The following is a 25,007-nucleotide window of genomic DNA, read 5'->3' on the forward strand; positions in this document are numbered from 1 at the left end:
CGCCCCGGCTGCCGCCTTCGGACGATCTGCCGGTCGTCATTCCTTAACACTTACTGCAGGAAATCAAGGACCCTTCCATGCAGTTAAGTCAGATCGAACTTGCGACCTTTGGCCCCGAGCATCTGGAGAGCGCCGTCAGCCTCTCCAGGCAGGCGGCCTGGCCGCACCGCCTGGAAGACTGGCAGATGGCGCTGGCGCTGAGCCAAGGCGTCGTCGCGCTCGAGGCCGGCCGGGTCGTCGGAACCACTTTGGTGACCGCCTATAAGAACGACTGCGCCACCATCAACATGGTGATCGTCGACGCGACGATGCGAGGCCGTGGCCTGGGGCGCGGGCTGATGGATGCCGCCTTGCGGATCGCCGGCGACCGCCCGCTCCGGCTCGTGGCGACGATGGACGGCCTGCCGCTTTATGAAAAACTCGGCTTTCGCGAAACCGCTGCCGTGCTGCAGCACCAGGGCATCGCGAGAGACATGGCCGCACCCGCTGAAACCGCGACGGCGACCGCAGACGATATTGCGGCGATCGCCGCTCTCGACTGCGTCGCCTTCGGTGCCGATCGCCGGGAACTGATCGCCTATCTCGCCGAGGTCGGCGAGTTCGCGGTTATCCGTCGCAACGGCCGCGTCGCCGGTTACGCCGCTCTGCGTGCCTTCGGCCGTGGCGAAGTTATCGGGCCCGTCGTTGCCGCAAATGTCGACGATGCCAAGGCGCTCGTCGTCCACTTCATCGCGAGGCGCAGCGGCCAATTCGTCAGGGTCGATACCACGGCCGATACCGGCCTCTCCCCCTGGCTTGCCGACCAGGGGCTTAGCCATGTCGGCGGCGGGGTCGCCATGGAAAGGCCGTCCATTCGCCGCGCCGCCGATCGCGCGGCCACCACCTTCGCCCTCGCCAACCAGGCGCTCGGCTGATCTGGAGATCTTGATGTACAGCAATTCCCTCATCGAACTCGATCGCGCCCATCTGGTCCACCCGGTCGCCTCCTATCGCAGCCATGAGCGGACCGGCGTGCGCGTCCTGAAGTCGGCCAAGGGCGCGACGGTCACCGACGCCTCGGGGCACACGATGATCGACGGCTTTGCCGGCCTGTGGTGCGTCAATGCAGGCTACGGCCATGACAGTATCGTCGAGGCGGCGGCCCGGCAGATGCACGAGCTGCCCTATGCCACCGGCTATTTCGGCCTCGGCTCCGAACCGGCCATCCGGTTCGCGGCCGAATTGGCGGAGCGGGCGCCGGGCGATCTCAATCACGTCTACTTCACGCTGGGCGGGTCGGATGCCGTCGACAGCACGATCCGTTTCATCCGCTACTACTACAATGCGCAAGGGCGGCCTGAGAAGGACCAGTTCATCTCGGTCGAGCAGGGCTATCACGGTTCCTCGACCGTCGGTGCCGGCCTGACGGCTCTCCCCGCCTTCCATGCGGGCTTCGGCATCCCGCTCGACTGGCAGCACAAGATTCCCTCGCACTACAGCTATCGCAACCCCGCCGGCAGCGAGCCGGCCGCGATCATCGCCGCCTCGGTCGCGGCGCTGCGTGCCAAGGTCGAGGAGCTCGGCGCCGAGAGGGTGGCGGCCTTCTATGTCGAGCCGATCCAGGGCTCGGGCGGCGTGCTCGTGCCACCGCCGGGCTGGATGAGGGCAATGCGCGACCTTTGCCGCGAGCTCGACATCCTGTTCGTCGCCGACGAGGTGATCACCGGCTTCGGCCGCACCGGGCCGCTATTTGCCTGTACCGATGAGGACATCGTTCCCGACCTGATGACGACGGCCAAGGGACTGACATCCGGCTACGTGCCGATGGGCGCGGTGTTCCTGTCGGACAGGGTCTACGACACGATCGCCGACGGCGCCGGTACGTCCGCGGTCGGCCACGGCTACACCTATTCCGCCCATCCGGTCAGCGCCGCGGTCGGACTGGAAGTGCTGAGGCTCTACGAGAACGGACTTCTGGAAAACGGCATCAAGGCCGGTAAGCGATTGATGGCCGGTTTGCAGGGCCTCGGCGACCATCCACTGGTCGGCGACGTGCGCGGACGCGGCATGCTGGCGGCGATCGAGCTGGTCGTCGACAAAGTGCGCAAGACGCCGCTGCCGGCCGCCGCCGAACCGTCGCGCCGTATCTTCGACCGTGCCTGGGACAACGGCCTGGTGATCCGCGCCTTCGGCAACGGCGTGCTGGGCTATGCGCCGCCGCTCTGCTGCACGGAAGACGAAATCGACGCGATCGTCGAACGCACCCGGATGACGCTAGATGAGACCCTGGAGGACCCCGACATTCGCGCGGCCCTCGCCTGAAACGAGGCGGCTTTCCAGGCCGCGACGGGTCCTCCGTCGCGGTTTGGCAAACGGCAAGGAGATATACCGCTTTCCCCGCATATTCGGAATTTTGTGCCGCCATCCTTCTCCCATTCAGAGACTTCGGCGAACCGATACTGCCAAACTGGATGGGCTAAGGCGGTGGGAATGCCGGGAATGCCGAATTTCCCGGACCTATCGCACTCTCTGTCGGCCAGGTGAGGACAGCATTTTCTTCTGCAGGCAAGCCTAGCGCGAGCAAAACCGCCGCGCCTAATCGAGGAATAGAGACTTGGCAAAGACCTTCGCGGATTTCAAATATCTCACCTTCGACGTTGTCGGCACGCTGATAGATTTCGAAGGCGGCATCAAGGATTGTCTCGCCGGCATCGCCGAGGAGGCGGGCCTGGCGGTCGACGGCGAGGAGGCGCTGAAGCTCTACCGCGCGGCGCGCTATTCTCCCGATGCCGACCTCTTCCCGGATGATCTGGTGCGCGTCTATCTGGCGATCGCCCCGAAGCTCGGGCTTCCCGCCGAAGCGAAATACGGCGAACGGCTGCGCGACTCTGCGAAAAGCTGGAAAGGCTTTCCCGACAGCGCCGAGGCGCTCGCCCGGCTTGCCAAGCGTTATCGCCTGATCGCCATGACGAATGCCCGGCGCTGGGCCTTCGAGCATTTTTCACGCGAGCTCGGCAATCCCTTCTACGCCGCCTTCACCGCCGACGACACCGGCACCGAAAAGCCCGATCCGGCCTTCTTCGAAAAGGTCTTCGATTTCGTCGCTTCGGAAGGAAATTCGAAGGACGACATCCTGCACGTCGCCCAGAGCCAGTATCACGACATCGGCATCTCGCGGAAACTCGGGCTCACCAATTGCTGGATCGAGCGCCGTCACGCCCAGAAGGGTTACGGCGGCACGATCGAGCCCGCCGAATTCACCAAGCCGGATTTCCATTTCACCGCGATGGCGGAACTTGCCGACGCCGTGGAGCAAAGCAAGGCCGCCTGAACGGGAGGCGGATCATTCCATTGAACCCCGCGCAAAAAAGACGGGGCGATCGAAGCAACCACCAACGAATGGGGAACGTCATGAACGACAAGATCACCAACTGGACCAGAAAAGACGACGCGGTCGTCGAGAACGCCATTCGCCGCGGCGCCACCCGCCGCGAGCTTCTGCAGATGCTGCTCGCCGGCGGCGTCGCGATGTCGGCCGGCGGCTTCGTGCTCGGCCGTGCCGGCAAGGCGGTCGCCGCAACGCCGGTTGCCGGCGGCACCCTGAAGGCCGCCGGGTGGTCGGCCTCCACCGCCGATACGCTAGACCCGGCGAAAGCCTCGCTTTCCACCGACTATGTACGCTGCTGCTCCTTCTACAATCGCCTCACCTTCCTCGACCAGGGCGGCACGCCCCAGATGGAGCTTGCCGAAGCGATCGAGTCCAAGGACGCCAAGACCTGGACAGTCAAGCTCAGAAGCGGCGTCACCTTCCATGACGGCAAGCCGCTGACCGCCGAGGACGTGATCTTCTCGCTGAAGCGTCACCTCGATCCGTCGGTCGGCTCGAAAGTCGCCAAGATCGCCGCGCAGATGACCGGTTTCAAGGCGGTCGACAAGCAGACCGTCGAGATCACGCTTGCCAATCCGAATGCCGATTTGCCGACCATCCTGTCGATGCATCACTTCATGATCGTCGCCGACGGCACGACCGACTTCTCCAAGGGCAACGGCACCGGCGCCTTCGTCAGGGAAGTCTTCGAGCCGGGGGTGCGCTCGGTCGGCATCAAGAACAAGAACTACTGGAAGTCCGGCCCGAACGTCGATTCCTTCGAGTACTTCGCGATCAGCGACGACAGCTCCCGCGTCAACGCACTGCTGTCGGGCGATATCCACCTCGCCGCCTCGATCAATCCGCGCTCGATGCGCCTCGTCGAGAGCCAGGGCGACGGCTTCGTGCTGTCGAAGACGACCTCCGGCAACTACACCAACCTCAACATGCGGCTCGACATGGCGCCGGGCAACAACCGGGACTTCATCGAGGGCATGAAGTACCTCGTCAACCGCGAACAGATCGTCAAGTCGGCGCTCAGGGGCTTGGGTGAAGTGGGCAACGACCAGCCCGTTTCTCCGGCCAACTTCTATCACAATGCGGACCTGAAGCCGCGCGCCTTCGATCCCGAGAAGGCAAAGTTCCACTTGGAGAAGGCGGGCGTCCTCGGACAGTCGATCCCGGTGATCGCCTCCGACGCCGCGACCTCGTCGATCGACATGGCGATGATCATCCAGGCGGCCGCAGCCGAGATCGGCTTGAAGCTCGACGTTCAGCGCGTTCCCGCAGACGGCTACTGGGACAATTACTGGCTGAAGGCGCCGGTCCACTTCGGCAATATCAACCCGCGCCCGACGCCTGACATCCTGTTTTCGCTGCTCTATACTTCGGAAGCCCCGTGGAACGAGAGCCAGTACAAGTCGGAGAAGTTCGACAAGATGCTGATCGAGGCGCGCGGTTCGCTCGATCAGGAGAAGCGCAAGTCGATCTACAACGAGATGCAGGTGATGGTCGCCAACGAAGCCGGCACCATCATCCCGGCCTATATCTCGAACGTCGACGCGACCACCGCCAAGCTCAAGGGCCTGGAACCCAACCCGCTTGGCGGCCAAATGGGTTATGCCTTCGCGGAGTATGTCTGGCTCGAAGCCTGATTAAGTAATCGGCCGGGGGCATGCTGCGGTTCTCTGCAAGGGGACTACGGCAGTCCCCGGACCGGTTTTTCGCTTCGTTTGAAGTGGTTTCGAATGCCGAAAGGAAGCGCGCGTGAACAACCGTGTCCTATCGCTGGTGCTGAGCCGGCTGCTCATCGCCCTGATCACCCTGGTGATCGTCTCCTTCGCCGTGTTTTTCGCGACGACGCTCTTGCCCGGAGACACTGCGACGATCCTGCTCGGCCAGGCCGCCACGCCGGAGGCCGTCGAAGGCCTGCGCAAGGCCATGCATCTGGACGAGCCGGCGCTGTTCCGGTTCCTGCGCTGGATCGTCGGTCTCCTGCAGGGCGACCTCGGTACCTCCTATGCCAATGAGATGCCGGTCGCCGATCTGATCGGTGGGCGCTTCGCAAATACCCTGAAGCTTGCCGGCGTCACAGCGCTCTTTTCCGTGCCGATCGCACTCACGCTCGGGATCACCGCGGCGATGCTGCGCGGTTCGCTCTACGACCGCGCCGTCACCGTTCTGACCATCGGCGTCATCTCGGTGCCGGAATTCATGATAGCGACCTCCGCGGTGCTGATCTTCGCCGTTTACCTCAAGTGGCTGCCGGCGCTCTCCTTCGCCAATGAGGTCCATAGCCTCTCCGACATGCTGCGCATCTACGCCATGCCGGTGATCACCCTCACCTTCGTCATCGCGGCCCAGATGATCCGCATGACCCGGGCGGCGGTTATCGAGACGCTCAATACGCCCTATGTCGAGATGGCGCTGTTGAAGGGCGCCTCCCGGCCGCGCATGGTGTTTCGCCACGCGCTTCCGAATGCGCTGGGCCCGATCGTCAATGCCGTCGCGCTTTCGCTTTCCTATCTGCTTGGCGGCGTCATCATCGTCGAGACGATCTTCAACTATCCGGGCATCGCCAAGCTGATGGTCGATGCGGTTTCCACCCGCGACCTGCCGCTCATCCAAAGCTGCGCGATGATCTTCTGTCTCGGTTACCTGCTGTTGATCACCACCGCCGACATCATCGCCATTCTTTCCAATCCGAGGCTTCGATGACAATGACCACTACGAGCACATCGACCACCTCCGTCCGGAAGTCCGGAAACCGGCTTGGCTACCGCTTCAACGTCGTCGGCATCCTCGGCCTCACGGTCATCCTTTCCTGGGCCCTTGTCGCGGTCTTCGCACCGCTCATCATCCCGTATCCGGTCGGTGAGATCGTCGACCTTGATTACTTCGGTCCGATGAGCCACGACTTCTGGCTGGGCTCGGACTATCTCGGCCGCGACATGCTTTCGCGGATCCTGATGGGCGCCCGCTACACGGTCGGCATCTCGCTCGCGGCCGTCACGATCGCCTGCTTCTCGGGGGTGGTCCTCGGCATGATCGCAGCGGTCGCCGGCGGCTGGCTCGACACGATCTTGAGCCGCTTCCTCGACGCGCTCAACTCGATCCCGAGCAAACTCTTCGGCCTCGTCGTCGTCGCCGCCGTCGGTTCCTCCATTCCGGTGCTGATCCTGACGCTCTCGGTGATCTACATTCCCGGTGCATACCGCTTCGCCCGGGCGCTCGCAGTCAATATCAATGCGATGGACTTCATCACCGTTGCCCGCATCCGCGGCGAAAGCACGTGGTACCTGATCCGCTCCGAGATCCTGCCGAACATCGTCGGGCCGGTGCTCGCCGACCTCGGCATCCGCTTCGTCTTCATCGTCCTCCTGCTCTCCGGCCTCTCCTTCCTCGGTCTCGGCGTTCAGCCGCCCTATGCCGACTGGGGCGCGCTCGTGCGCGAGAATATCGGCGGCCTGCCTTTCGGCGCGCCGGCAGTCATGTTCCCCTCGCTCGCGATCGCCAGCCTGACGATCAGCGTCAACCTCTTGATCGACAACCTGCCGCAGAAAATCAGGGACCGCGCATAATGGCAAACCTCGTTGAAATCCGTGACCTGAAGGTCGAGGCCACCACCGATTCCGGGCGCCGGGTCGAGATCATCAAGGGGATCAGCCTGGACATTGCCGACGGCGAGATCGTCGCGCTGATCGGCGAGAGCGGCTCCGGCAAGACGACGATCGCGCTCACTCTGATGGGTTACGCCCGCCCCGGCTGCCGCATTTCCGGCGGCAGCGTTTCGGTCGCCGGCAAGAACATGGTTGCGCTCGGCGAAAAGGAGCGCGCCCGCGTCCGCGGCACCGAAATTGCCTATGTGCCGCAATCGGCCGCTGCCGCCTTCAACCCGGCCGCCACCATCATGGACCAGGTGATCGAGATCACCCGCATTCATCAGCTGATGTCGCCCGACGGGGCGCGCGCCAAGGCGGTCGATCTCTTCCGGGCACTGTCGCTGCCCCAGCCGGAAACGATCGGCACCCGCTATCCGCATCAGGTTTCCGGCGGCCAGTTGCAGCGCCTCGCCGCCGCCATGGCGCTTATCGGCGACCCGAAGCTGGTGATCTTCGACGAACCTACCACGGCGCTCGACGTAACCACCCAGATCGAGGTGCTGCGCGCCTTCAAGTCGGTCATGAAGGCCGGCGGCATTTCCGGCGTCTATGTCTCGCACGACCTTGCCGTCGTCGCCCAGATCGCCGATCGCATCGTCGTCCTGAAGGGCGGCGAAATGCAGGAGACCGGCACTACCGACGAAATCCTCAATGACGCCAAGCACCCCTATACGCGCGAACTGCTCGACGCCTTCGAGCCGAAGCCGCGCGGCACTGCCGGTCCAACCGAGCCGGCGCCGGCGCCGCTGTTGAAGATCGACACGCTCGTCGCGGGCTACGGGCCGCGGCAGGCCGACGGATTGCCGCTGGTGCGCGCCGTCAAGCAGGTCTCGCTCACGGTCGAGAAGGGTCGCAATCTCGGCATCATCGGCGAATCCGGCTGCGGCAAGTCGACCCTTGCGCGCGCCATCGCCGGCATCCTGCCGGCGGTCGACGGCAGTATCCATTTCGAGGGCCGCGAACTCGGCCGCAGCGCCCGTGAGCGCTCGCGCGAACAGCTGCGCGAGATGCAGATCGTCTTCCAATATGCCGATACGGCGCTCAACCCGGCAAAGTCGATCGAGGACATCCTCGACCGGCCGCTCGCCTTCTATCACGGCATGGGCAGCAGCGCTCGCATCGCCCGGATAGACGAATTGCTCGACATGGTGCGCCTGCCGCGCAACCTGCGCCACCGGCGGCCATCGGAGCTCTCGGGCGGCCAGAAGCAGCGCGTCAATTTCGCCCGGGCGCTCGCCGCCGAGCCGAAGCTCATCCTTTGCGACGAGATCACCTCGGCCCTCGACACCGTCGTCGCCGCCGCGATCATCGATCTCCTCAAGGAATTGCAGCGCGAGCTCGGCCTCTCCTATGTCTTCATCAGCCACGATCTGTCGACGGTGCAGGCGATCTGCGACGAGGTCGTCGTCATGTATGCCGGCGAAAAGGTCGAGCAACTCGCCTCGTCCGAGCTCGCGAGCGGCGCGAAGCATCCCTATTCCAAGCTGCTCTTCGCCTCCGTGCCGAAACTCGACACCGGCTGGCTCGATGGCCTCGACCAACGGCCGGAGCTGGCGCGGGCGTTCAGCAAGGCGGGGTAAATTTATGCCCCTCATCCGGCCTGCCGGCCACCTTCTCCCCGCAGGCGGGGCGAAGGAGACTCGCGGCGCCAGCTTCGTCCCCTCTCCCCGTCAATACGGGAGAGGGGTAGTCCTCTGGTTTAACCCGAGGAGAGGGGCAATCAAGGAACAACTACAGTAGTTTACACCGGAAACAGGCTGGTCAGCGGCATGTGCGATTTGACGATCGGCGATTTCAGCACGACGTAGCTGAAATACTTGTCGATGCCGACATCCATATCGATCAGCCGTTCCATGATCGTCTGATATTCGACGATGCCGCCGGTGACGAACTTCAGGAGATAATCGTAGCCACCGGAAACCAGGTGGCATTCCACGACGGAGTCGACCTTCTCGACGGCCGCGAGAAAACGGGCGAAATCGATCTGCCGATGGTTCTTGAGCGTGACCTCGGTGAAGACCGTCAGGGTTTGCCCCAGCTTGGCGATGTTGATCTGCGCCGAATAGCCGCCGATATATCCCTCGGCCTGCAGCTTCTTCACCCGCATCAGACAAGGGCTCGGCGAGAGATTGACCAGTTCGGCGAGCTCGACGTTGGTGATGCGGCCGTTCTTCTGCAGTTCGTATAGGATCTTGATGTCGATCCGGTCGAGTTTCATCGGCGCTCTCCAATTCTTTGGGCGGCGTTGCGGCTACCTGCGCTACTCAGCATCTTATGCGGCCAGGTGCAGCTGGCAAGCGGGAACAGGCGCAGCATGCCCTGATAAGCTTAGGAAATTTGCCCCAGAATAAATCTCCGGCAAGCCCCCGGCGAACCGAAGAATATGCTGTAGACGGGCAAAGTGCGGCACTCGCCCAAACGCCCAACGGCTAGAATGCCGCTCGGTTAGATTGGAGACGTCGATGCCCGCCCCGCTTCTTCACATCGAAACGACGCCCGCCTTGCCCGCGAGCGCCGACGCCGTCGTCATCGGCGGCGGCATTGTCGGGGTTTTTGCCGCCTACTATCTGGCACGGCGTGGCCTCAAGGTCGCCCTCGTCGAGAAGGGCCGGATCGGCGCCGAGCAGTCCAGTCGCAATTGGGGCTGGTGCCGGCAACAGAACCGGGACGCCCGCGAACTGCCGATGGCAACCAAGAGCCTGTCGCTCTGGGAGAGGTTTGCCGAAGAAACCGGCGAGGACACCGGCTTTCGCCGCTGCGGCCTGCTCTATCTCAGCAATGACGAAACCGAGCTTGCCGGCTGGGCGCGCTGGGGCGACTTCGCCCGCAGCGTCGGGGTGGCGACGCACATGTTGGACGGAGTGCAGGCGACTGAAAAAGGCGCCGCGACCGGCCGCCGCTGGAAGGGCGGCGTCTTTTCGCCGACCGACGGGACCGCCGACCCTTCACGGGCCGCACCGGTGGTCGCGCGCGCCATCATGAAGCTCGGCGGCACCGTACACCAGATGTGCGCGGCCCGCGGCATCGAGCTTGAGGCGGGACGCGTCAGCGGCGTCGTCACCGAAGCCGGCACGATCCGTACCCGGATTGCGGTGCTTTCCGGCGGCGCCTGGGCCTCCTCCTTCTGCCGGCAGCTCGGCATCCGCTTTCCGCAGGCCTCGATCCGTGCCTCGATCCTCTCCGTCGCGGCCGGGGCCGAGGGCTTGCCGGCGGCGCTGCACACGGCCGCAGTCTCGGCGACCCGGCGAAGCGACGGCGGCTATACGCTGGCGATCAGCGGCCGCGCCCGCGTCGATCCGACGCCGCAGCAGATGCGCTTCGCCCGGCATTTCGTGCCGATGTTCGCGCGACGCTGGCGGAGCCTGGCTCCCGGCGGGATAGAAGGCTGGAAGTCCGGCCACGAAACGCTTCAGCGCTGGCGGCTCGACAGCCCGACGCCAATGGAGTTCAACCGCATCCTCGATCCTCGCCCCGACCAGGCGCAGATACGGCTGACATTGGAGCGCGCCCGGGCGCTTTTACCTGCCCTTCAAAAAGTGCCGGTCAGCGCCGCCTGGGCTGGCTATATCGACAGCACGCCCGACGGCGTCCCGGCGATCGGTGAGGTCGCTTCGCTCCCCGGCCTGGTGCTTGCCGCCGGCTTCAGCGGCCATGGTTTCGGCATCGGCCCCGGCGCCGGTCACCTTGTCGCGGACCTCGTGACGGGTGAACCGCCGATCGTCGATCCGAAACCCTACCACCCCGACCGGCTGAACGGCTCGGCTTGGGGCAAGGTCGCCGATTTCTGACACGGCGCCGGGCAACAATCGTCAAGCCGCGTGGAGAGAGACCTGCGGGGAGGAAGTGAGATTCTCGCGCGCACACTTCGCCGCTCCGGCGACCTGGCGTCCGAAGATGCAGGATGCCGCAGCGGCGAAGTGCCTCCCCCGCTTCTGCGTCCTGGCCTCATTGAAGACGTTTGCCGGTCCCAAGTCACCGCGGATGAGCCGCCACAGACCCTTCCGACGACCCGCACCGCGGGTCGCCGCCGGAACATGGTCGAGCGAACGTCGCCTGCTCTAGCCGAAGAATATCTGGCGCAAGCGGGCAAACAGGCCCGGTTGATTTTCGACAAGCATCGCGCGGATGTGACGTGCCGCCGTCGACGCACTCACGGTGGCGCCGAAATGGCAATAGCAGATGACCTTGTGCAATTGCTCGTCACTCAGTTCGAAGAACCGCTTTGCCTCGCCGTAGCTGTCGCTATCCAGGCCAGCCGTCCGCAGGACCGGGTCCTCGAATGCAACGGAGATCGGCGTGCCGTCGCCGCGCATCGTTGCGCGTACATGCGCCGGCTGATACTCGGTCTCGTGCAAGGTCGAAAGCCGTCTGTGCGGGCTGCGTTCCAGGAGTTCCGCCCAGCGCTCCAGACGCTCGCTGCGCGACAGGGCCCGGCGCGGAAGGTCCTGTTTGACCTCGGCGACGCTTTGCAGTTCTTCGATTGCATGGTGCTTCATTGTGACCTCCTAATCAGACTTAGTTGGTCCCCCATTCCACCTCATACGCCTAATAAACGTGACTCCAACCGGGCGCGAAGTCCAATCACGAAAATGCCCGCGGACATTTAACCTGCGAAAACAGGCAGAATTCGTTCCCGCCGCACTCCAATGGGTCGCCAGCCTACGCGAGAAAGGCCGGCGCTCAGCGCCTGCTCGAGGCGCGCCGGCCTTTCCCTCGAGACCTCTCAGTCCTCGCGGAATGCGTGTCGCATCTGGTCGGTAAGCGGTTTCGCCAGATAGGAGATGACCGTGCGGTCGGCGATCTTGATGAACACCTCTGCCGGCATGCCGGGATAGAGAGACAGCCCCTTGAGCTTGGCAAGGCTCTCCGGCTTCGGGCGAATCCGCAGTGGATAGTAGCTGGCGCCGGTCCGCTCGTCGCTGACAAGGTCCGGGGCGACGGTCACCACCTCCGCCTCGACCTCCGGCGTCGTGCGCTGGTTGAAGGCGCTGAAGCGGATCTCGACCGGCTGGCCGACACGGATCTGGTCGATATCGTGGGTCGCTACCCGCGCCTCGACGGTCAGGTCGTCGGCCTCCGGTACCACGAGCATCAGTGTCTCGCCAGGGTTGACGACGCCGTTCACGGTATGCACGGCCAGCTGATAGACACGGCCCGGCAGCGGCGCGGTGATGTCGAGCCGCCGCAACTGGTCGGTCGCGGCCGTGCGCCGCTCCGCATATTCGGCGATCTTCGCCTCCACATCGGTGAGTTCCTTGGAGATCTCCGTGCGCCGATCCTCGTCCAATTGCAGGATCTGCAGGTCGATCTCGCTCGACTTGCCGCGCGCCTGGGCACGCGAGGCAATATGCCGTCCGCGATCGCCCTCGAGTTCCGCCCGCTGGCGCTTGAGAGTCGTCAAGCGCTGCATCGGCACGAGGCCCTGGCCGTAGAGTGAATCGACGCCGGTCAGTTCCTCGGCAATCAGCGTCAAGGCATCCTCGATCGCCTTCAATTGCACGGTCAGGCCCTCGATCTCATCGGCCAATTGCGTCTTGCGCGATTGAAGCTGCCCCTTCATGCCGAGCAATGCCGTGCGGCGGCTGGCAAAAAGCTTCTGTTCTCCGTCGACGAGTTTCGTTGCCGCAGCGCCGGAGATCAGGGTCACGACGTCCTTGTCGATCTCGAACGCCTCAGCGCCGATCCGCTCCGCCTGGAGCCGGGCACGGCGCGCATAAAGCTGCGCCAGCGTGCTTTCGACAATCGCAAGGTTCGCACGCACCGTAGTCCCGTCGAGCCGGATCAGCACCTGGCCGGCTTCGACGCGGTCGCCTTCCTTGACCTTGAGCTCGCCGACGATGCCACCGGTCAGATGCTGGACCTTCTTGACGTTGTCGTCGACGACGACCACCCCGCCGGCGACGATCGCGCTCGACAGTTCCGTCGTCGCCGCCCAACCGCCGACGCCGGCGACAAGGGCGAGCGCAAGCACCGAGACCCCCATCATGTGGCGACCAAGCGAGCGGCGCGCGCTCGACATCTGTTGCGTGCTGCCTCTCATTACTTTGCCTCCTGGCCTTCCGTGACGATTTTCAGCGGCGACGGGCGATCTGCCTGTTGCGGCCTCAACACCTTGCCGAGCACCTCCTCCTTCGGGCCGAAAGCCTGCATGCGCCCCTCGTTCATCATCAGGACGAGATCCGCGCTCGCAAGCGCGCTCGGCCGATGGGCAATGACCACCACGATGCCGCCGCGGCCACGCACATTCATGATCGCCTCGCCGAGTGCCTGCTCGCCCTCCGCATCGAGGTTCGAGTTCGGCTCGTCGAGGACCACCAGGAAGGGATCGCCATAGAGCGCCCGGGCGAGCGCGATGCGTTGGCGCTGACCGGCCGAAAGTGCGGTGCCGCCGTCGCCGATCTCGGTATCGAAACCGTTCGGAAGGCGAAGGATCAGGTCATGAACGCGCGCCGCTTTCGCGGCAGCGACGATGGCCTCGGAACTCGCATCCGCGGCGAAACGGCAGATATTCTGCGCCACGGTTCCGGCGAAGAGTTCGACGTCCTGCGGCAGGTAGCCGATGTGCCGCCCGAGCGCGTCGCCGTCCCATTGGTCGAGTGCGGCCCCGTCGAGGCGCACCGAGCCGCGATAGGCCGGCCACACGCCGATGATGGCGCGCGCCAGCGACGACTTGCCCGAACCGCTCGGCCCGATGACGCCGAGAGCGCTGCCGGCGCGGACGGTGAAATTGACATCCGTGAAGATCAGCCGTTGCGCCGCCGGAGGACCGCTCGCCAGTGCCTCGACGCTTAACCGCTCGTGCGGGTTCGGCAACGCGAGCGGCGTCTCAGTCTCCGGCAACGCCTTCAACAGCTCCTTCAGTCGCTGCCAGCTCTGCCGCGCCTGGACGAGCCCGCGCCAGTTGCCGATGGCGAGCTCGACCGGAGCGAGCGCCCGCGCGGTGAGGATCGAGCCGGCGATGATGATGCCGGGCGACGCCTGGCCCTCGATGACTAGGACCGCACCCGCGGCCAAGACGCCCGACTGCAGCGCCATGCGGAAAACCTTGGAAAGCGCCCCGTAGCCATTGCCGATGTCGGATGTGCGCCTGTTCTCTTCCCGGAACTCCGCATTACGGCGCTCCCAGAGCTCGCCAAGCCGCCCCGTCATGCCCATGGCCTGGACCACCTCGGCATTGCGCTGCGAGGCCTGGGCGAAGGCGTTCCGGAGGCTGCCCGCCTCGGATGCCTTCCTGGCCGGCGCCTGGGTGCCGCGATTGGTGAGGTAGGTGAGCAGCGTCAGGACCAGGCCGCCGCTGATCGCCACGAAGCCGATGACGGGATGGAACAGGAAGCAGATGGCAACGTAGAAGGGAAGCCAAGGGAGGTCGAACAGCGCCGCCGGACCGGCACTCGAAAGGAACGAGCGAACCTGATCGAAGTCGCGCAGTGCCTGAAGCCCATCGCCCTGCATCCTGAGCTTCAAGGGCGCCTTCACCACCGCCCGGTAGATGCGGCCGCTCAAGCTCTCGTCGAGCGCCCCGGCGATGCGCACCAGCATGCGCCCGCGGATCAGCTCGAAAGCCCCCTGGAAGGCGTAGAGCAGCAGGGCCAGCAGGCAGAGCGCAATCAGGGAGGGAATGCTGCGACTGGGCAGAACCCTGTCATAGACCTCGAGCATGAAGAAAGAGCCGGTGAGATAGAGGATATTGACGAGCGCACTGGCGATGCCGACACCGACGAAGGCGGTTCGGCAGCTGCGCAGGGCGGAGGCGGGATCGACGTTCCTGCCGTTCGGTACTGCTAAGGGTTCAGGCACTGGCTAGATTCTCCAGGTCAGCATTTCCGACCGCCTTGGCGGCCTTCTTGATGGTATTCCGGAGCGGGCGCGCCGGAGAATGAGGATGCGCGGTCATGTTTCCCTGTAGCTTAAATCATGCCTGCCTAATTTTTCAAAGTGCGCACGGAAGAGTTGTTCCCGGGGAAACAGGAGTTTATTCCAAAGGTTGCCGGTTGACCATCGAGGATGGACCCGGGTCGCTGCCGAGACGCTGCGGAAGATAAACGTGTCCCGGCGCTTCTGAGGCGCAGTTGTTTGTTTTTTGACTTCCTCGCAAAGCAGCACTTGCCCACTTTCAGATTCTTGCGCTCGCTCGACGGGACCTTTATGTGCAGGGCGAAGCGAACTTGATGTCGGTGATATTGGTGAGCAGGCAGTTGCCCCACGAGTTGACGGTGACGCTTCCATGAAGCGGCTGGCGACATTTGCCGTCCACGTGACCGAGTGGAAGAGGGCTTTCCTGGAGCGCTCGTTTCCCGAGCGACGCTTTCATTTTCTGCCGAAGAACCTGAGCAGGCCGGATTTGGAGAGGACCTGGAAGCCGCGCATTATCGCCGAGCGGCAATGCGAACTCTTCGTGTGGGGTACCGCCTTGCCGCCGGCGCTTGCGGAAATTGCGACGGCGCGAAACATTCCCGTCTGGTTCGTCGAGGACGGCTTCCTTCGATCTGTACGCCCGAGCGCCAGCCGCACGCCGCCGCTTTCGCTTACGCTCGACAGCAGGACGCCCTATTTCGATTGCCGCCGGCCATCCGATCTCGAAGTGCTGCTTTCGACCTATGACTTCGAGGCGGATGCGGCGCTCATGGAGCGGGCTCGCGCCGGAATAGCGCTTCTCTCGGAAAGCGGCATCAGCAAATATAATGGCGGGCTTCAGCGGACGGCGGAGGAGCTCTATGGGCCAAAGACACGCAAGCGCGTCCTGGTCGTCGGCCAGGTCGAGGACGATGCCTCGATCCGTTACGGCTGCCCAAGCCCGATGACCAACAACGACCTCGTGCGGCTTGCCGCCGCGGACCAGCCGGAGGCCCAGCTTCTTTACAAACCGCACCCGGATGTCCTGAGCCGTGTTCGCCCGGCACGGTCCGACCCGGCCGAGGTCGCGCATCTCTGCGAGGTAGTTACCGAAAGCTTGCCGCTCGCCCAATCGCTGCTCACGATCGATCATGTCTATACGATCACCTCGCTGGCCGGCTTCGAGGCGCTGATGCGCGGCATCAAGGTGACGACGGCAGGGTCGCCCTTCTATGCCGGCTGGGGGCTGACCGATGACAGGCAGACGATCCCTCGCCGCGGCAGGAAGCTTTCGCTGGAGGCGCTTTTCGCCGGCGCCTATCTCCTCTATCCTCGCTACTTCGACCCCGAAACCGGAGAGCAAACGTCATTCGAAGCGACCGTCGCCGCGATCAAGCGGCAACTCCAGGAGCCGGGCACCCAACGCCCTTCCCACCCGTCCTGGCGTCCGTGGGGGCCCTACGGCGTTCTCGGCTGGCGACATCTGCTGACCGCGGTCGTGGCGCCGGCGATCCGCCGTGCCGGCAACGACCGCGACGCCGAAGATTTCCGGGCCGATCCCATCGGCTTCTTCCGCGGCCTCTCCGACCCGCGGCTGAGATTGATCGGACGCATTCTCTATCCGTTCGGGTGACCGTGTGAGCAACCTTTCCACCCATATCCGCGTCGTCGGCGCCCTTCTCGTCCGGGAAATGGCGACGCGCTTCGGCTCGAAGCCCGGCGGCTATGTCTGGGCGCTGCTCGACCCGGCCGCGCATATCCTGATGATGACGGTGATCTTCCAGGCGATCGCCCGCGCCCCGGCGCTCGGCACCAGTTTTGCGCTGTTCTTCGCCACCGGCTACATCGCGTTCCAGTTCTACCAGGCGATGTCGAGTTATCTGAACAGCGCGGTGCGCGCCAACAAGGCGCTGCTCAGCTACCCCAATGTCGCGCCGATCGACACGGTCGTCGCCCGTTTCGTGCTGCAGGTCGGCACCACGTCGCTCGTCGCTTTCATCGTGCTCGGCACGATCGTCGCCACCATGCGGGTCGAGACCAGCCTCCACTGGCCGGCAATCCTCGAGGCCGTGGCGATGGCCTGTGTCTTCGGGCTGGGCGTCGCGATGGTCAATTGCGTGCTCTTCCTCAAATATCCGCTCTACGAGCAGGTCTTCAACATCGTCAACCGGCCGCTTTTCCTGATCTCCGGCGTCTTCTTCCTGCCCGATTCGATCCCCGCGCCCTACCGCGATCTCGTGCTCATCAATCCGCTCGTCCACGTCATCATGGGCTTCCGCAAGGGCTTCTATCCGGAATACCGCGCCATCGGCCTCGACATGACCTACCTTTACGGAATCGCATTTCTGACATTGTTTGCCGGAATGCTGGTCTTCACCCTTTCCCGAAAGACGCTGAGAAACGAATGATCCGGTTCGAGCAGGCGACGAAATATGCCCGCACCAAGGGCATCAAGAAGCCGATCATCGAGGATGCCTCGCTCACCCTCAACCGGGGCAAGAGCGTCGGCCTGCTCGGCCGCAACGGCGCCGGCAAGTCGACGCTGCTCAGATTGATCGCCGGCGCGATCAAGCTCGACAGCGGCCGAATCATCCGCCGCGGCAAGATCTCCTGGCCGCTCGGCTTTGCCGGCAGCTTCCAGTCCTCGATGACCGGCGAGCAGAACGTGCGCTTCGTCGCCCGCATCTATGGCGTCGATACGGAAGAACTGATCGCCTACGTCGAGGATTTCGCCGAGCTCGGCCCCTTCTACAAGGCACCGGTCGGCACCTATTCCTCCGGCATGAAGGCGCGGCTTGCCTTCGGCTTGAGCATGGGCGTCAACTTCGACTATTATCTCGTCGACGAAATCACTGCGGTTGGTGACTCAAATTTTAAGAAAAAATGTCAAGCTGTCTTCGAGACCAAGCTCCAGGATTCGGATGTGGTCATGGTCTCGCACAGCACGGGGACGATCCGCGACTATTGCGATTGCGGCGTGGTGCTGGAAAAAGGCAAGCTGACTTATTATGAAGATGTCGAGGACGCGATCCGCGCACACGACAAGAACATGAAGGAAAACTAAATGGCGGCAAGCAAAGACGCGGCAGCGAACAAGCCTGGGCCCGCGCAGGCCGCCGACAAGCCAGCCACCACCTCCCCAGCCGGCAAGGGTGATGCCAAGAGCAAGGGCATCGCCGTGCTCGAAGGTCTGCTCGGCAAGGAAAGCGCCCCCGTCATTCCGCTTCCGGGGCGCAACAAGATCGAGCCCGCCAAGAAGGCCGGCAAGAAATCGTGGCTCAAGGGGCTGCGCTGGCGTCACGCCATCATCGGCGCTTCCTTCCTGGGGCTTGTTGCCGTGCCGGCAACGCTTGCTTCGCTCTACATGGCATTCATCGCAGCCGACCAGTATCACAGCACGACCTCCTTCGCAGTGCGCAGCATCGAAGGCGGCGTATCGACCGATATCCTCGGCATGTTCACCCAGGCCTCCGGCGGCAGCACGGTTTCGGACAGCTACATCCTCATGGACTATATCCTGAGCGAACGGATGGCCGCGGCGGCGGACCGCAAGTTCAAGCTGGAAGATGTCTACGCCACGCGCGGGCTCGACTATTTCTACGGCATCGGCTCGGGGCTGCCGATCGAGGACAAGCTCGCTTATTGGCGAGACATGGTGAGCGTCAATTTCGACCACGCCTCAGGCATCATGCAGGTGAACGTCAAGGCTTTCGACCCGAGGCAGGCGCGGGAGATCGCCCAGTTCATCGTCGACCAGAGCGACAACCTCGTGAACAGCCTGTCGCTTTCGGCGCGCAACGACGTGCTGAGGGCCGCGCAGGACGAGGTGCTGGCGGGCGAGGCGCGACTCTCCAAGGCACGCGCGGGGCTGCGCGACTATCGTGACAAGTCCCAGGAAATCAGCCCCGAGGAAGGCGCCAAGCTTGCCGTGCAACTGATCGGCGGGCTGGAGGCCGAGCTGACGAAGCTCAACGCCGATCTCGCCGCGGCCAAGAGCCAGATGAGCGAAGACACGCCGCGCATCCGCGTGCTCAAGACCCGCATCGAAAGCCTGGAACAGCAGCTCGCCGTGGAACGCCAGCGGTTGGGCACGGGCGAGAAAGCGGCCACGGACGACCCCAACGCCCCGGACGTCGCCGGCCGCATCGCTGAGTTCGAGGAACTGGAGACCGAACGCGAATTCGCCGAGCGCGCCTATACGGCGGCGCTGAGCTCGCTGGAAAAGGCCCGCATCGAAGCGAACAACCGGCAGCGCTATCTGGCGCTGTTCATCGAGCCGACACTTTCGGAAATGGCGCAATATCCGAGCCGGCTGCTCAACGCCCTGCTTGTTACCCTCGGCCTCCTGTTTGCCTGGGGGATCGGCGTGATGAGCTATTACAATATTCGGGATCGAGCCTGACCGCTGCAGAGCCCGCCGGGATTCGGGCTGCCTTCGAACCGCACGGCCGGTGCGGTGAAGGCGGCCCGTCGCTTTTCAGGTAGAATTGCTGTCGGCTTTCTAAATTCACGGTTGATTTGCCGGCCGAAAAAACCTAATCCTGCAATATTTTCAAGCAATTTCAGGGGGCTATGTTGGGTGTAACAATCTCGGTTTCCGATGAATACGGCCTGGATATGCGGGACTTCGATTTCAGCTCGCTCCTCTACGCCAATTCCTATTCCCGCAGTTCGACAACGCTCACGGCCTACTACGGCAGCTGGGCCGATCAGTTTCGCGGCAGCGGATTCAAGTATGACAGCAACGGCTTCCCGACGGCGGGCACGGTAACGAGCTATGCCGTTCTCTATGGCGGCGTGCGCATGGTGCTCATCTCCGGCACGTCGATCGCCGCGACCAAGATCGCCGCGGCAGCCAAGACGAGTTCGCTCTCGGATGACATCGCCATCATCAGCACGGCCCTTGCAGGACATGATCTGATCGACGGTGGAGATGACCCGAACTATCTCCGAGGCTACGCGGGCAATGACACCATTTCCGGCGGAAGCTCCCTGGACGAGCTGTACGGCGACGATGGAAACGACAAGCTTTCCGGCAAGTCCAACGTCGACTGGCTGTACGGTGGCAACGGCAACGATGTGCTGAATGGTGGAGCCGATTATGATTATCTCTACGGCGGGGCCGGCTCCGACACGGCATCTTACGCCGGGGCATCCTCGGGTGTAACGGTCAGCATCGCCGATCCCTTTGCCAGAACGGGAGACGCTTCCTACGATAATTTGTACTCCATCGAGAACCTGGAAGGCTCCAGCTATTCGGACAAACTCGAAGGGGACGCAAACGCCAACATCCTCAGCGGCGGTAACGGCAATGACGAACTCCAGGGCGGCGCCGGCAATGACAAGCTGAGCGGCGGACGGGGGGGCGACAAGCTCTACGGCGGCTCAGGGTACGACACGGCATCGTATGAGGCCTCGACCGTCGGCGTGACGGCGAGCCTCACCAATCCATCGGCCAATACGAATGAGGCCGTGGGCGATACCTACAACTCCATCGAGGCCCTCGTTGGTTCAAGGTTCAATGATGTGCTCTCCGGCAATGCCGGCGCCAACAACCTCTTCGGTGGCGATGGAAACGATACCTTGGTTGGCGGGGCAGGCTTCGACTCCCTCTACGGAGGCAACGGAACGGACACGGCCTCCTACGCAGGCGCGACCGCAGGCGTGATTGCCAACCTGGGCGACATGAGCGGCAATACCAACGACGCCACCGGCGACAAGTACATTTCCATCGAGAACCTTGTCGGTTCGAGTTTTGCGGACGGACTTTACGGGACCTCAGGGGCGAACAATCTGGCCGGCGGGGGCGGCAATGACCGACTTCACAGTTATTCCGGAAACGATGTGATCTATGGCGGGGCTGGAGCCGATCAGCTCCATGGCGGCTACGGCGCTGACAAGTTCATATTCCGGGCGCTTTCCGATTCCAGCGCAACGTCGTTCGACTCGATCTTCGACTTCTTGCTGAGCGAGCAGGACAGGATCGATCTCTCGGCGATCGATGCAAACTCCAAGGTCGCGGGCAACGAGGCGTTCAGCTTCATCGGCTCTTCGGCCTTCACTGGCTCGGGCGGTCAACTTCGCGTCGTCAAGCAGAGCTCGGACACCTACATCTACGCCGACATCAACGGCGACAAGGTTGCCGACCTGACGATCCATCTGGACGATGCAGTGTCCCTGACGAAGGATTATTTCGTCCTCTGATCGCACAGGAGACTGGCTTCCTGATCCGGTCAGTTCCGTCCGAACTCGTCGGAAATGCGGATGATGTCATCCTCGCCGAGATAGGAGCCTGTCTGGACCTCGATCAGCTCGAGCATGATCTTGCCAGGATTGGCGAGGCGGTGAACTTCGCCGAGCGGGATATAGGCGGACTCGTTTTCCCTGAGGATCTCTACCGTTTCGCCGACAGTGATTTCCGCCGTACCCTTGACTACGATCCAGTGCTCGGAGCGGTGGTGGTGCTTCTGGAGCGATAGCTTTCTTCCAGGCAGGACGAAGATGCGCTTCACCTGGAACCGATCGCCAGCCAGGATGGATGTATAGCCGCCCCAAGGACGATAGCATGTCGGATGTATCTCCGTAAGTTTCGACGTCGCCGCCCTGGCCTCCAGGTGCTTGACGAGCTTGCCGACGTCCTGGCTGTCGTCCATTCGCCCGACATAGACCGCATCTTCGCTGGCGATGGCGACGACGTTCTCAAGACCACTCACGACAAGATGGGGGCCATGCGACATGATCAGGGAGCTTCGCGTGCCGACCAGCGTAGTGTTCGCGGAAGCGACGTTGTCGTCTTCATCCTGCGTACCGATTTTCCAGACCGAGTCCCAGCTGCCGAGGTCCGACCATCTGAAGGTCGAAGGGACCACCGCCGCCTTCGCGGTCTTTTCCATGATCGCGTAGTCAATAGAGATATTGGGACTCTTTTCGAAGGCTCCGCGGTCGAGGCGCAGAAAATCGAGGTCCTTCAATGCGCCGGCGACCGCCAGTTTCGCCGCCTCCAGCACCTCCACGGCATAGGCTTGCAGCTCTTCAAGCAGAACCGGAACGGCGAACATGAACATGCCGGAATTCCAGCAGTAGCCACCAGTGGCAAGCATCTCGACGGCAACCCCCGACACGGGCTTCTCGATGAAGCGCTTCACTGCGTGGGCGCCACTCGGAAGGATCTCGCCAACCTCGATATAGCCATAACCGGTCGCGGGTTCGGTCGGTGTAATTCCGAAGGTGACCAGCTTGCCCTCATCCGCCGCGGCTAAAGCGGTCAAGTTCGCACGAAGGTATCTCTCGTCGACGGCAATCTCGTGATCGGAAGCCAGGACCTGGATAATGGCGCTCTCGCCGAACAATGTCGCGGCGACGAGAGCCGCGGCCGCGATGGCCGCAGCGGTGTTGCGCGCCACCGGCTCGAGCACGATGCTGCTGAGATCACTCTCGACTTCGCGCGCCTGTTCCGCCACCAGGAAGCGGAACTCCTCATTCGTGACGACGATCGCCGGCTCGTAGGTCGCCGAATCGGAGACCCTGGCCAGCGTGTTTTGAAAGAGCGTTCGGTCACCGATGAACCGAATGAATTGCTTTGGCGCCGCGGCACGGGAAAGCGGCCAAAGCCGCGTGCCTCGGCCACCCGCCATGATTACCGGTACAATCTTCCTGGTCAAAGTTCATCCCCTCGCAGGCCATCGCCTTTTCCCCTATAGGTGCTCGCCCACAGCCGCAACCGGTCGAGGCCGGCTTCGAGCAACTCTACTGCGGCCGTTTCCGTCGGGGCCTCAACGTAGCAGCGTATTTCCGGCGCGTTTCCGGAAGGACGAAAGTGAATGACGCGCCGATCCGCTAGGGCCACGCGCAAACCATCGATGTCCTCCCGTGAGGAGACCTTACCCATTCTCTGCAGAAAGAGGCTGAGGTTGGCGTCCGAAGCACGCAAGTGGTCTAGCAGCTCCACGCTTCTTTCGACAGGGAACCGGTCCAGCCGATCGGAAGCGGAAAACGGCAGGCCGTACGAGCTAACGATCTGAGAAAGCGACTTTCTCAGGGAGGAGATTCGCGACAGTGCAACCAAAATCGGCAGCATGCAATCGCGTGTCGGCAGGGCGTCAAACGCATGACCGTTCAGGTTGCAGGAGCTTGCTAACAACAGACCGCCATTCGCCTCGAAGCCGACGACGCGCTCTTTGCCCGCTGCTAGAGCTTCCTTCATACCCTCTATGACGAAAGGAGAACCGACCTTGGTTCGGGTGACAGAGAGCCCCAACGCCTCAATGCCAGAATTGGACGTGACCGGCGTGACCACCGCGTCAGCCCGCAGGAACTCGGCCGCCATCAGGCCCAGGAGGTCCCCGCGCAGCGGAACGCCCCTCTCGTCGGCGACAAGCGGTCGGTCGCCGTCGCCGTCGGCGGAAACGATCGCGTCGAGATCATGGAAGCGGGTCCAGTCCGCCAAGAGCGCCGTCGTCTCGCTCGAGATCGCTTCCGTATCGACGGGTATGAACGTTTGCGACCAGCCGAGAGGCACGATCTCCGCCCCATAGCGGGAAAGTACCTCAACGATCAGATCGCGAGCGACCGTGCTATGCTGGTACACTCCGATCTTCAACCCTGCCAATGCACCAGGGGGAAGCAACCTCGCATTGCGTCGGAGGAAGAGATCGATGCACCTCTGTGAATGGTCCTCAGCCGCACGGCATTCCCCCGCAGCCATCGGGCGCCGGTGCATCGCAATCTTCGTGATAGCAGCCTCATCCGACTTGTCGATCTCGCCGTCCGGCCTGTAGAACTTGATCCCGTTTCGGTCGGCTGGAATATGCGAGCCGGTGACCATCAGGCTGGGCAGATTGTTCTTGAAACCGTAGAGCGCCAAAGCAGGAGTCGGCACGGTGCCGCAATCGCCGACCCTGAAGCCGAGATCGCTGAGGGCGCCGACGCAGATCGCGGCTATGGGGGGGCTGGACTCACGAAAATCGCGGCCAATCAGAATGGAACCACCCGGCTTGGCCCTGCCGCTTTCGATCAGATACCGACCGAAAGCATTCGCATAGACCGCAGCCCCGGCCCCTACCAGATCAACAGATAAGCCGCGCAGGCCACTGGTCCCAAATTTCATAAGATTCGACTGTTTATCCCTAAGATGTGGTCTCATACATCGCGATCCTTTGGCGTGCAACGTCGCCCGCCCATTATCCCTAGTGAACGCGGGGGGTGCCTCTCTGCTTCTTCACCGGGCGAAGACCTTGCGTGCGTCTTACGCGTTTCATAGGTTGAGATGCGCATCGCAGATGCGCGTCATCAACGAGGAGGGGAATACTTTGTCAGCGAGATACGACCGTTCAGACGACGATTGCCGTGCATTTCTAAGGCACGAACTGCCCCACTATCACATCGTACAGCTGAACGACCGCGTTCGCACACCGGGCAGGGTGGATCGCAATCAAGAGTTCTCTTATATCGGTCTTAAGGCCGGCGAACTCAAAGGACGTAGTGTCTTAGATGTCGGCGCGCTTGATGGCGTGACTGCATTTAACGCGGAGAAAGCCGGCGCGTCGGCGGTACTTGCGATTGACGTCGAAGATCCGGCGCTTCAGGATTGGGGGTGGTCGGGCCCTCCGAAGAGCTTCTCCGGGCATGGTGAAATAAAGAACCGCGTCTTTCCAAAACTGAAGGAATTTTTCAACAGCGACGTTGAGCGTCGCAAGATGACTGTTTACGAGCTCTCTCCAAAAACAGACGGGCCTTTTGATGTAATCTTCTTTTATGGAGTACTCTACCATCTCAGACACCCTCTGCTCGCCTTCGACAAGTTAAGGGCCGTGTGCAACGGGGCTATTTGCGTAGAGACTCACATTTGTAATTACGATCCTCTGGTGCCATCTTCGCTCTTCTATCGCGACGATGTGCTCGATAAAGCGGACAGTAATTGGTCGGGTCCGAGTGAATCCTGCGTTGCTTCGTGGATGCTAGATGCAGGATTCTCTACAATTTACGCTGAGAAGAAGCCGAGAATTCAGTCTCGACAACGGTTTATCGGTTTCGTCGACACACCGTTTTTCGAAGTGAATAAAGATAATTTCCAACTCCTGAATGACGCTTACTTTTCAGAGGTTCGGCGTGAGACGGAGAGCAGAATCCGAACCGGCAGGCTTTGGAGATTTTAAAGGTGACGGCGG

At 62.8% G+C, this 25,007-nt stretch carries 20 protein-coding genes; 14 read left to right on the forward strand and 6 right to left on the reverse strand.

Annotated features, from left to right (window positions below; translation table 11 throughout):
- The first annotated feature begins 77 nt into the window (after positions 1–77).
- The 7 genes from AU381_RS20630 to AU381_RS20660 all read left to right on the forward strand — a co-directional run bounded on the left by AU381_RS20630 (position 78) and on the right by AU381_RS20660 (position 8,588).
- Positions 78–914, forward strand: a complete 837-nt coding sequence (locus AU381_RS20630; protein WP_064243599.1) for a GNAT family N-acetyltransferase — start codon at positions 78–80, stop codon at positions 912–914.
- A 13-nt stretch (positions 915–927) separates the two neighbouring features.
- Positions 928–2,301 carry an aspartate aminotransferase family protein gene (locus AU381_RS20635; protein ID WP_064243600.1) on the forward strand — a complete coding sequence of 458 codons (1,374 nt, stop codon included), beginning with the start codon at positions 928–930 and terminating at the stop codon, positions 2,299–2,301.
- 292 nt (positions 2,302–2,593) lie between these two features.
- Positions 2,594–3,310 carry an HAD-IA family hydrolase gene (locus AU381_RS20640; protein ID WP_064243601.1) on the forward strand — a complete coding sequence of 239 codons (717 nt, stop codon included), beginning with the start codon at positions 2,594–2,596 and terminating at the stop codon, positions 3,308–3,310.
- An 80-nt stretch (positions 3,311–3,390) separates the two neighbouring features.
- Complete coding sequence (locus AU381_RS20645) at positions 3,391–5,001, forward strand: ABC transporter substrate-binding protein (protein ID WP_064244165.1); 1,611 nt, start codon at positions 3,391–3,393, stop codon at positions 4,999–5,001.
- Positions 5,002–5,113: 112 nt separating this feature from the next.
- The gene (locus tag AU381_RS20650; protein ID WP_064243602.1) at positions 5,114–6,064 is read left to right on the forward strand and encodes an ABC transporter permease; all 951 of its coding nucleotides are present in this window, start codon (positions 5,114–5,116) and stop codon (positions 6,062–6,064) included.
- Positions 6,065–6,066: 2 nt separating this feature from the next.
- A complete protein-coding gene (locus AU381_RS20655) occupies positions 6,067–6,927 on the forward strand; it encodes an ABC transporter permease (RefSeq protein WP_064243603.1) in 861 nt (286 codons plus the stop codon).
- Positions 6,927–8,588, forward strand: coding sequence for an ABC transporter ATP-binding protein (locus tag AU381_RS20660; protein ID WP_064243604.1), 1,662 nt, complete (start codon positions 6,927–6,929; stop codon positions 8,586–8,588). Before AU381_RS20655 ends, AU381_RS20660 begins: the two co-directional genes overlap by 1 nt.
- A gap of 161 nt (positions 8,589–8,749) precedes the next feature.
- On the opposite strand, the gene AU381_RS20665 is transcribed toward AU381_RS20660, so the two are convergent.
- Positions 8,750–9,226 (reverse strand): Lrp/AsnC family transcriptional regulator, encoded by a 477-nt coding sequence (locus AU381_RS20665; protein ID WP_064243605.1) that lies wholly within the window; start codon positions 9,224–9,226, stop codon positions 8,750–8,752.
- A 244-nt stretch (positions 9,227–9,470) separates the two neighbouring features.
- Here AU381_RS20665 and AU381_RS20670 point away from each other — a divergent pair, with 244 nt between their 5' ends.
- Positions 9,471–10,796, forward strand: coding sequence for an NAD(P)/FAD-dependent oxidoreductase (locus AU381_RS20670; RefSeq protein ID WP_064243606.1), 1,326 nt, complete (start codon positions 9,471–9,473; stop codon positions 10,794–10,796).
- A gap of 270 nt (positions 10,797–11,066) precedes the next feature.
- Here the strand turns inward: AU381_RS20670 and AU381_RS20675 are convergent, their stop codons facing one another.
- The 3 genes from AU381_RS20675 to AU381_RS20685 all read right to left on the reverse strand — a co-directional run bounded on the left by AU381_RS20675 (position 11,067) and on the right by AU381_RS20685 (position 14,805).
- Positions 11,067–11,504 carry a hypothetical protein gene (locus AU381_RS20675; RefSeq protein ID WP_064243607.1) on the reverse strand — a complete coding sequence of 146 codons (438 nt, stop codon included), beginning with the start codon at positions 11,502–11,504 and terminating at the stop codon, positions 11,067–11,069.
- Positions 11,505–11,731: 227 nt separating this feature from the next.
- Positions 11,732–13,048, reverse strand: a complete 1,317-nt coding sequence (locus AU381_RS20680; protein ID WP_064243608.1) for an HlyD family type I secretion periplasmic adaptor subunit — start codon at positions 13,046–13,048, stop codon at positions 11,732–11,734.
- The gene (locus AU381_RS20685) at positions 13,048–14,805 is read right to left on the reverse strand and encodes a type I secretion system permease/ATPase (RefSeq protein ID WP_064243609.1); all 1,758 of its coding nucleotides are present in this window, start codon (positions 14,803–14,805) and stop codon (positions 13,048–13,050) included. Before AU381_RS20685 ends, AU381_RS20680 begins: the two co-directional genes overlap by 1 nt.
- A gap of 427 nt (positions 14,806–15,232) precedes the next feature.
- On the opposite strand from AU381_RS20685, the gene AU381_RS20690 reads away from it, so the two are divergent.
- The 5 genes from AU381_RS20690 to AU381_RS20710 all read left to right on the forward strand — a co-directional run bounded on the left by AU381_RS20690 (position 15,233) and on the right by AU381_RS20710 (position 21,045).
- Positions 15,233–16,474: a capsular polysaccharide export protein, LipB/KpsS family gene (locus tag AU381_RS20690; protein ID WP_064243610.1), complete on the forward strand. Its 1,242-nt coding sequence runs from the start codon at positions 15,233–15,235 to the stop codon at positions 16,472–16,474.
- Positions 16,475–16,478: 4 nt separating this feature from the next.
- Positions 16,479–17,249 carry an ABC transporter permease gene (locus AU381_RS20695; protein ID WP_064243611.1) on the forward strand — a complete coding sequence of 257 codons (771 nt, stop codon included), beginning with the start codon at positions 16,479–16,481 and terminating at the stop codon, positions 17,247–17,249.
- Entirely contained in the window at positions 17,246–17,905 is a 660-nt protein-coding gene (locus AU381_RS20700; protein WP_064243612.1) for an ABC transporter ATP-binding protein, read from the forward strand. Before AU381_RS20695 ends, AU381_RS20700 begins: the two co-directional genes overlap by 4 nt.
- Positions 17,906–19,243: a KpsE/RkpR family capsule polysaccharide export protein gene (locus tag AU381_RS20705; RefSeq protein WP_064243613.1), complete on the forward strand. Its 1,338-nt coding sequence runs from the start codon at positions 17,906–17,908 to the stop codon at positions 19,241–19,243.
- 173 nt (positions 19,244–19,416) lie between these two features.
- Positions 19,417–21,045 (forward strand): calcium-binding protein, encoded by a 1,629-nt coding sequence (locus AU381_RS20710; RefSeq protein WP_156528642.1) that lies wholly within the window; start codon positions 19,417–19,419, stop codon positions 21,043–21,045.
- A 29-nt stretch (positions 21,046–21,074) separates the two neighbouring features.
- Here the strand turns inward: AU381_RS20710 and AU381_RS20715 are convergent, their stop codons facing one another.
- Together AU381_RS20715 and AU381_RS20720 are read right to left on the reverse strand one after the other, a co-directional pair.
- Complete coding sequence (locus AU381_RS20715; protein ID WP_064243615.1) at positions 21,075–22,502, reverse strand: mannose-1-phosphate guanylyltransferase/mannose-6-phosphate isomerase; 1,428 nt, start codon at positions 22,500–22,502, stop codon at positions 21,075–21,077.
- Positions 22,499–23,947 carry a phosphomannomutase gene (locus tag AU381_RS20720; RefSeq protein WP_064243616.1) on the reverse strand — a complete coding sequence of 483 codons (1,449 nt, stop codon included), beginning with the start codon at positions 23,945–23,947 and terminating at the stop codon, positions 22,499–22,501. Before AU381_RS20720 ends, AU381_RS20715 begins: the two co-directional genes overlap by 4 nt.
- 172 nt (positions 23,948–24,119) lie before the next feature.
- On the opposite strand from AU381_RS20720, the gene AU381_RS20725 reads away from it, so the two are divergent.
- Positions 24,120–24,995 carry a DUF1698 domain-containing protein gene (locus AU381_RS20725; protein ID WP_064243617.1) on the forward strand — a complete coding sequence of 292 codons (876 nt, stop codon included), beginning with the start codon at positions 24,120–24,122 and terminating at the stop codon, positions 24,993–24,995.
- Positions 24,996–25,007 lie beyond the last annotated feature (12 nt).

Origin of the sequence: Sinorhizobium glycinis, assembly GCF_001651865.1 — a bacterium.
Lineage (GTDB): Bacteria > Pseudomonadota > Alphaproteobacteria > Rhizobiales > Rhizobiaceae > Sinorhizobium > Sinorhizobium glycinis.

Excerpts from the sequence above, each read along its gene's own strand:
- AU381_RS20630 (WP_064243599.1), top strand. The coding sequence starts at position 78 with ATGCAGTTAAGTCAGATCGAACTTGCGACCTTTGGCCCCGAGCATCTG.
- AU381_RS20635 (WP_064243600.1), top strand. The coding sequence starts at position 928 with ATGTACAGCAATTCCCTCATCGAACTCGATCGCGCCCATCTGGTCCAC.
- AU381_RS20645 (WP_064244165.1), top strand. The coding sequence starts at position 3,391 with ATGAACGACAAGATCACCAACTGGACCAGAAAAGACGACGCGGTCGTC.
- AU381_RS20655 (WP_064243603.1), top strand. The coding sequence starts at position 6,067 with ATGACCACTACGAGCACATCGACCACCTCCGTCCGGAAGTCCGGAAAC.
- AU381_RS20660 (WP_064243604.1), top strand. The coding sequence starts at position 6,927 with ATGGCAAACCTCGTTGAAATCCGTGACCTGAAGGTCGAGGCCACCACC.
- AU381_RS20665 (WP_064243605.1), bottom strand. The coding sequence starts at position 9,226 with ATGAAACTCGACCGGATCGACATCAAGATCCTATACGAACTGCAGAAG.
- AU381_RS20670 (WP_064243606.1), top strand. The coding sequence starts at position 9,471 with ATGCCCGCCCCGCTTCTTCACATCGAAACGACGCCCGCCTTGCCCGCG.
- AU381_RS20675 (WP_064243607.1), bottom strand. The coding sequence starts at position 11,504 with ATGAAGCACCATGCAATCGAAGAACTGCAAAGCGTCGCCGAGGTCAAA.
- AU381_RS20680 (WP_064243608.1), bottom strand. The coding sequence starts at position 13,048 with ATGAGAGGCAGCACGCAACAGATGTCGAGCGCGCGCCGCTCGCTTGGT.
- AU381_RS20690 (WP_064243610.1), top strand. The coding sequence starts at position 15,233 with ATGAAGCGGCTGGCGACATTTGCCGTCCACGTGACCGAGTGGAAGAGG.
- AU381_RS20700 (WP_064243612.1), top strand. The coding sequence starts at position 17,246 with ATGATCCGGTTCGAGCAGGCGACGAAATATGCCCGCACCAAGGGCATC.
- AU381_RS20705 (WP_064243613.1), top strand. The coding sequence starts at position 17,906 with ATGGCGGCAAGCAAAGACGCGGCAGCGAACAAGCCTGGGCCCGCGCAG.
- AU381_RS20720 (WP_064243616.1), bottom strand. The coding sequence starts at position 23,947 with ATGAAATTTGGGACCAGTGGCCTGCGCGGCTTATCTGTTGATCTGGTA.
- AU381_RS20725 (WP_064243617.1), top strand. The coding sequence starts at position 24,120 with ATGCGCGTCATCAACGAGGAGGGGAATACTTTGTCAGCGAGATACGAC.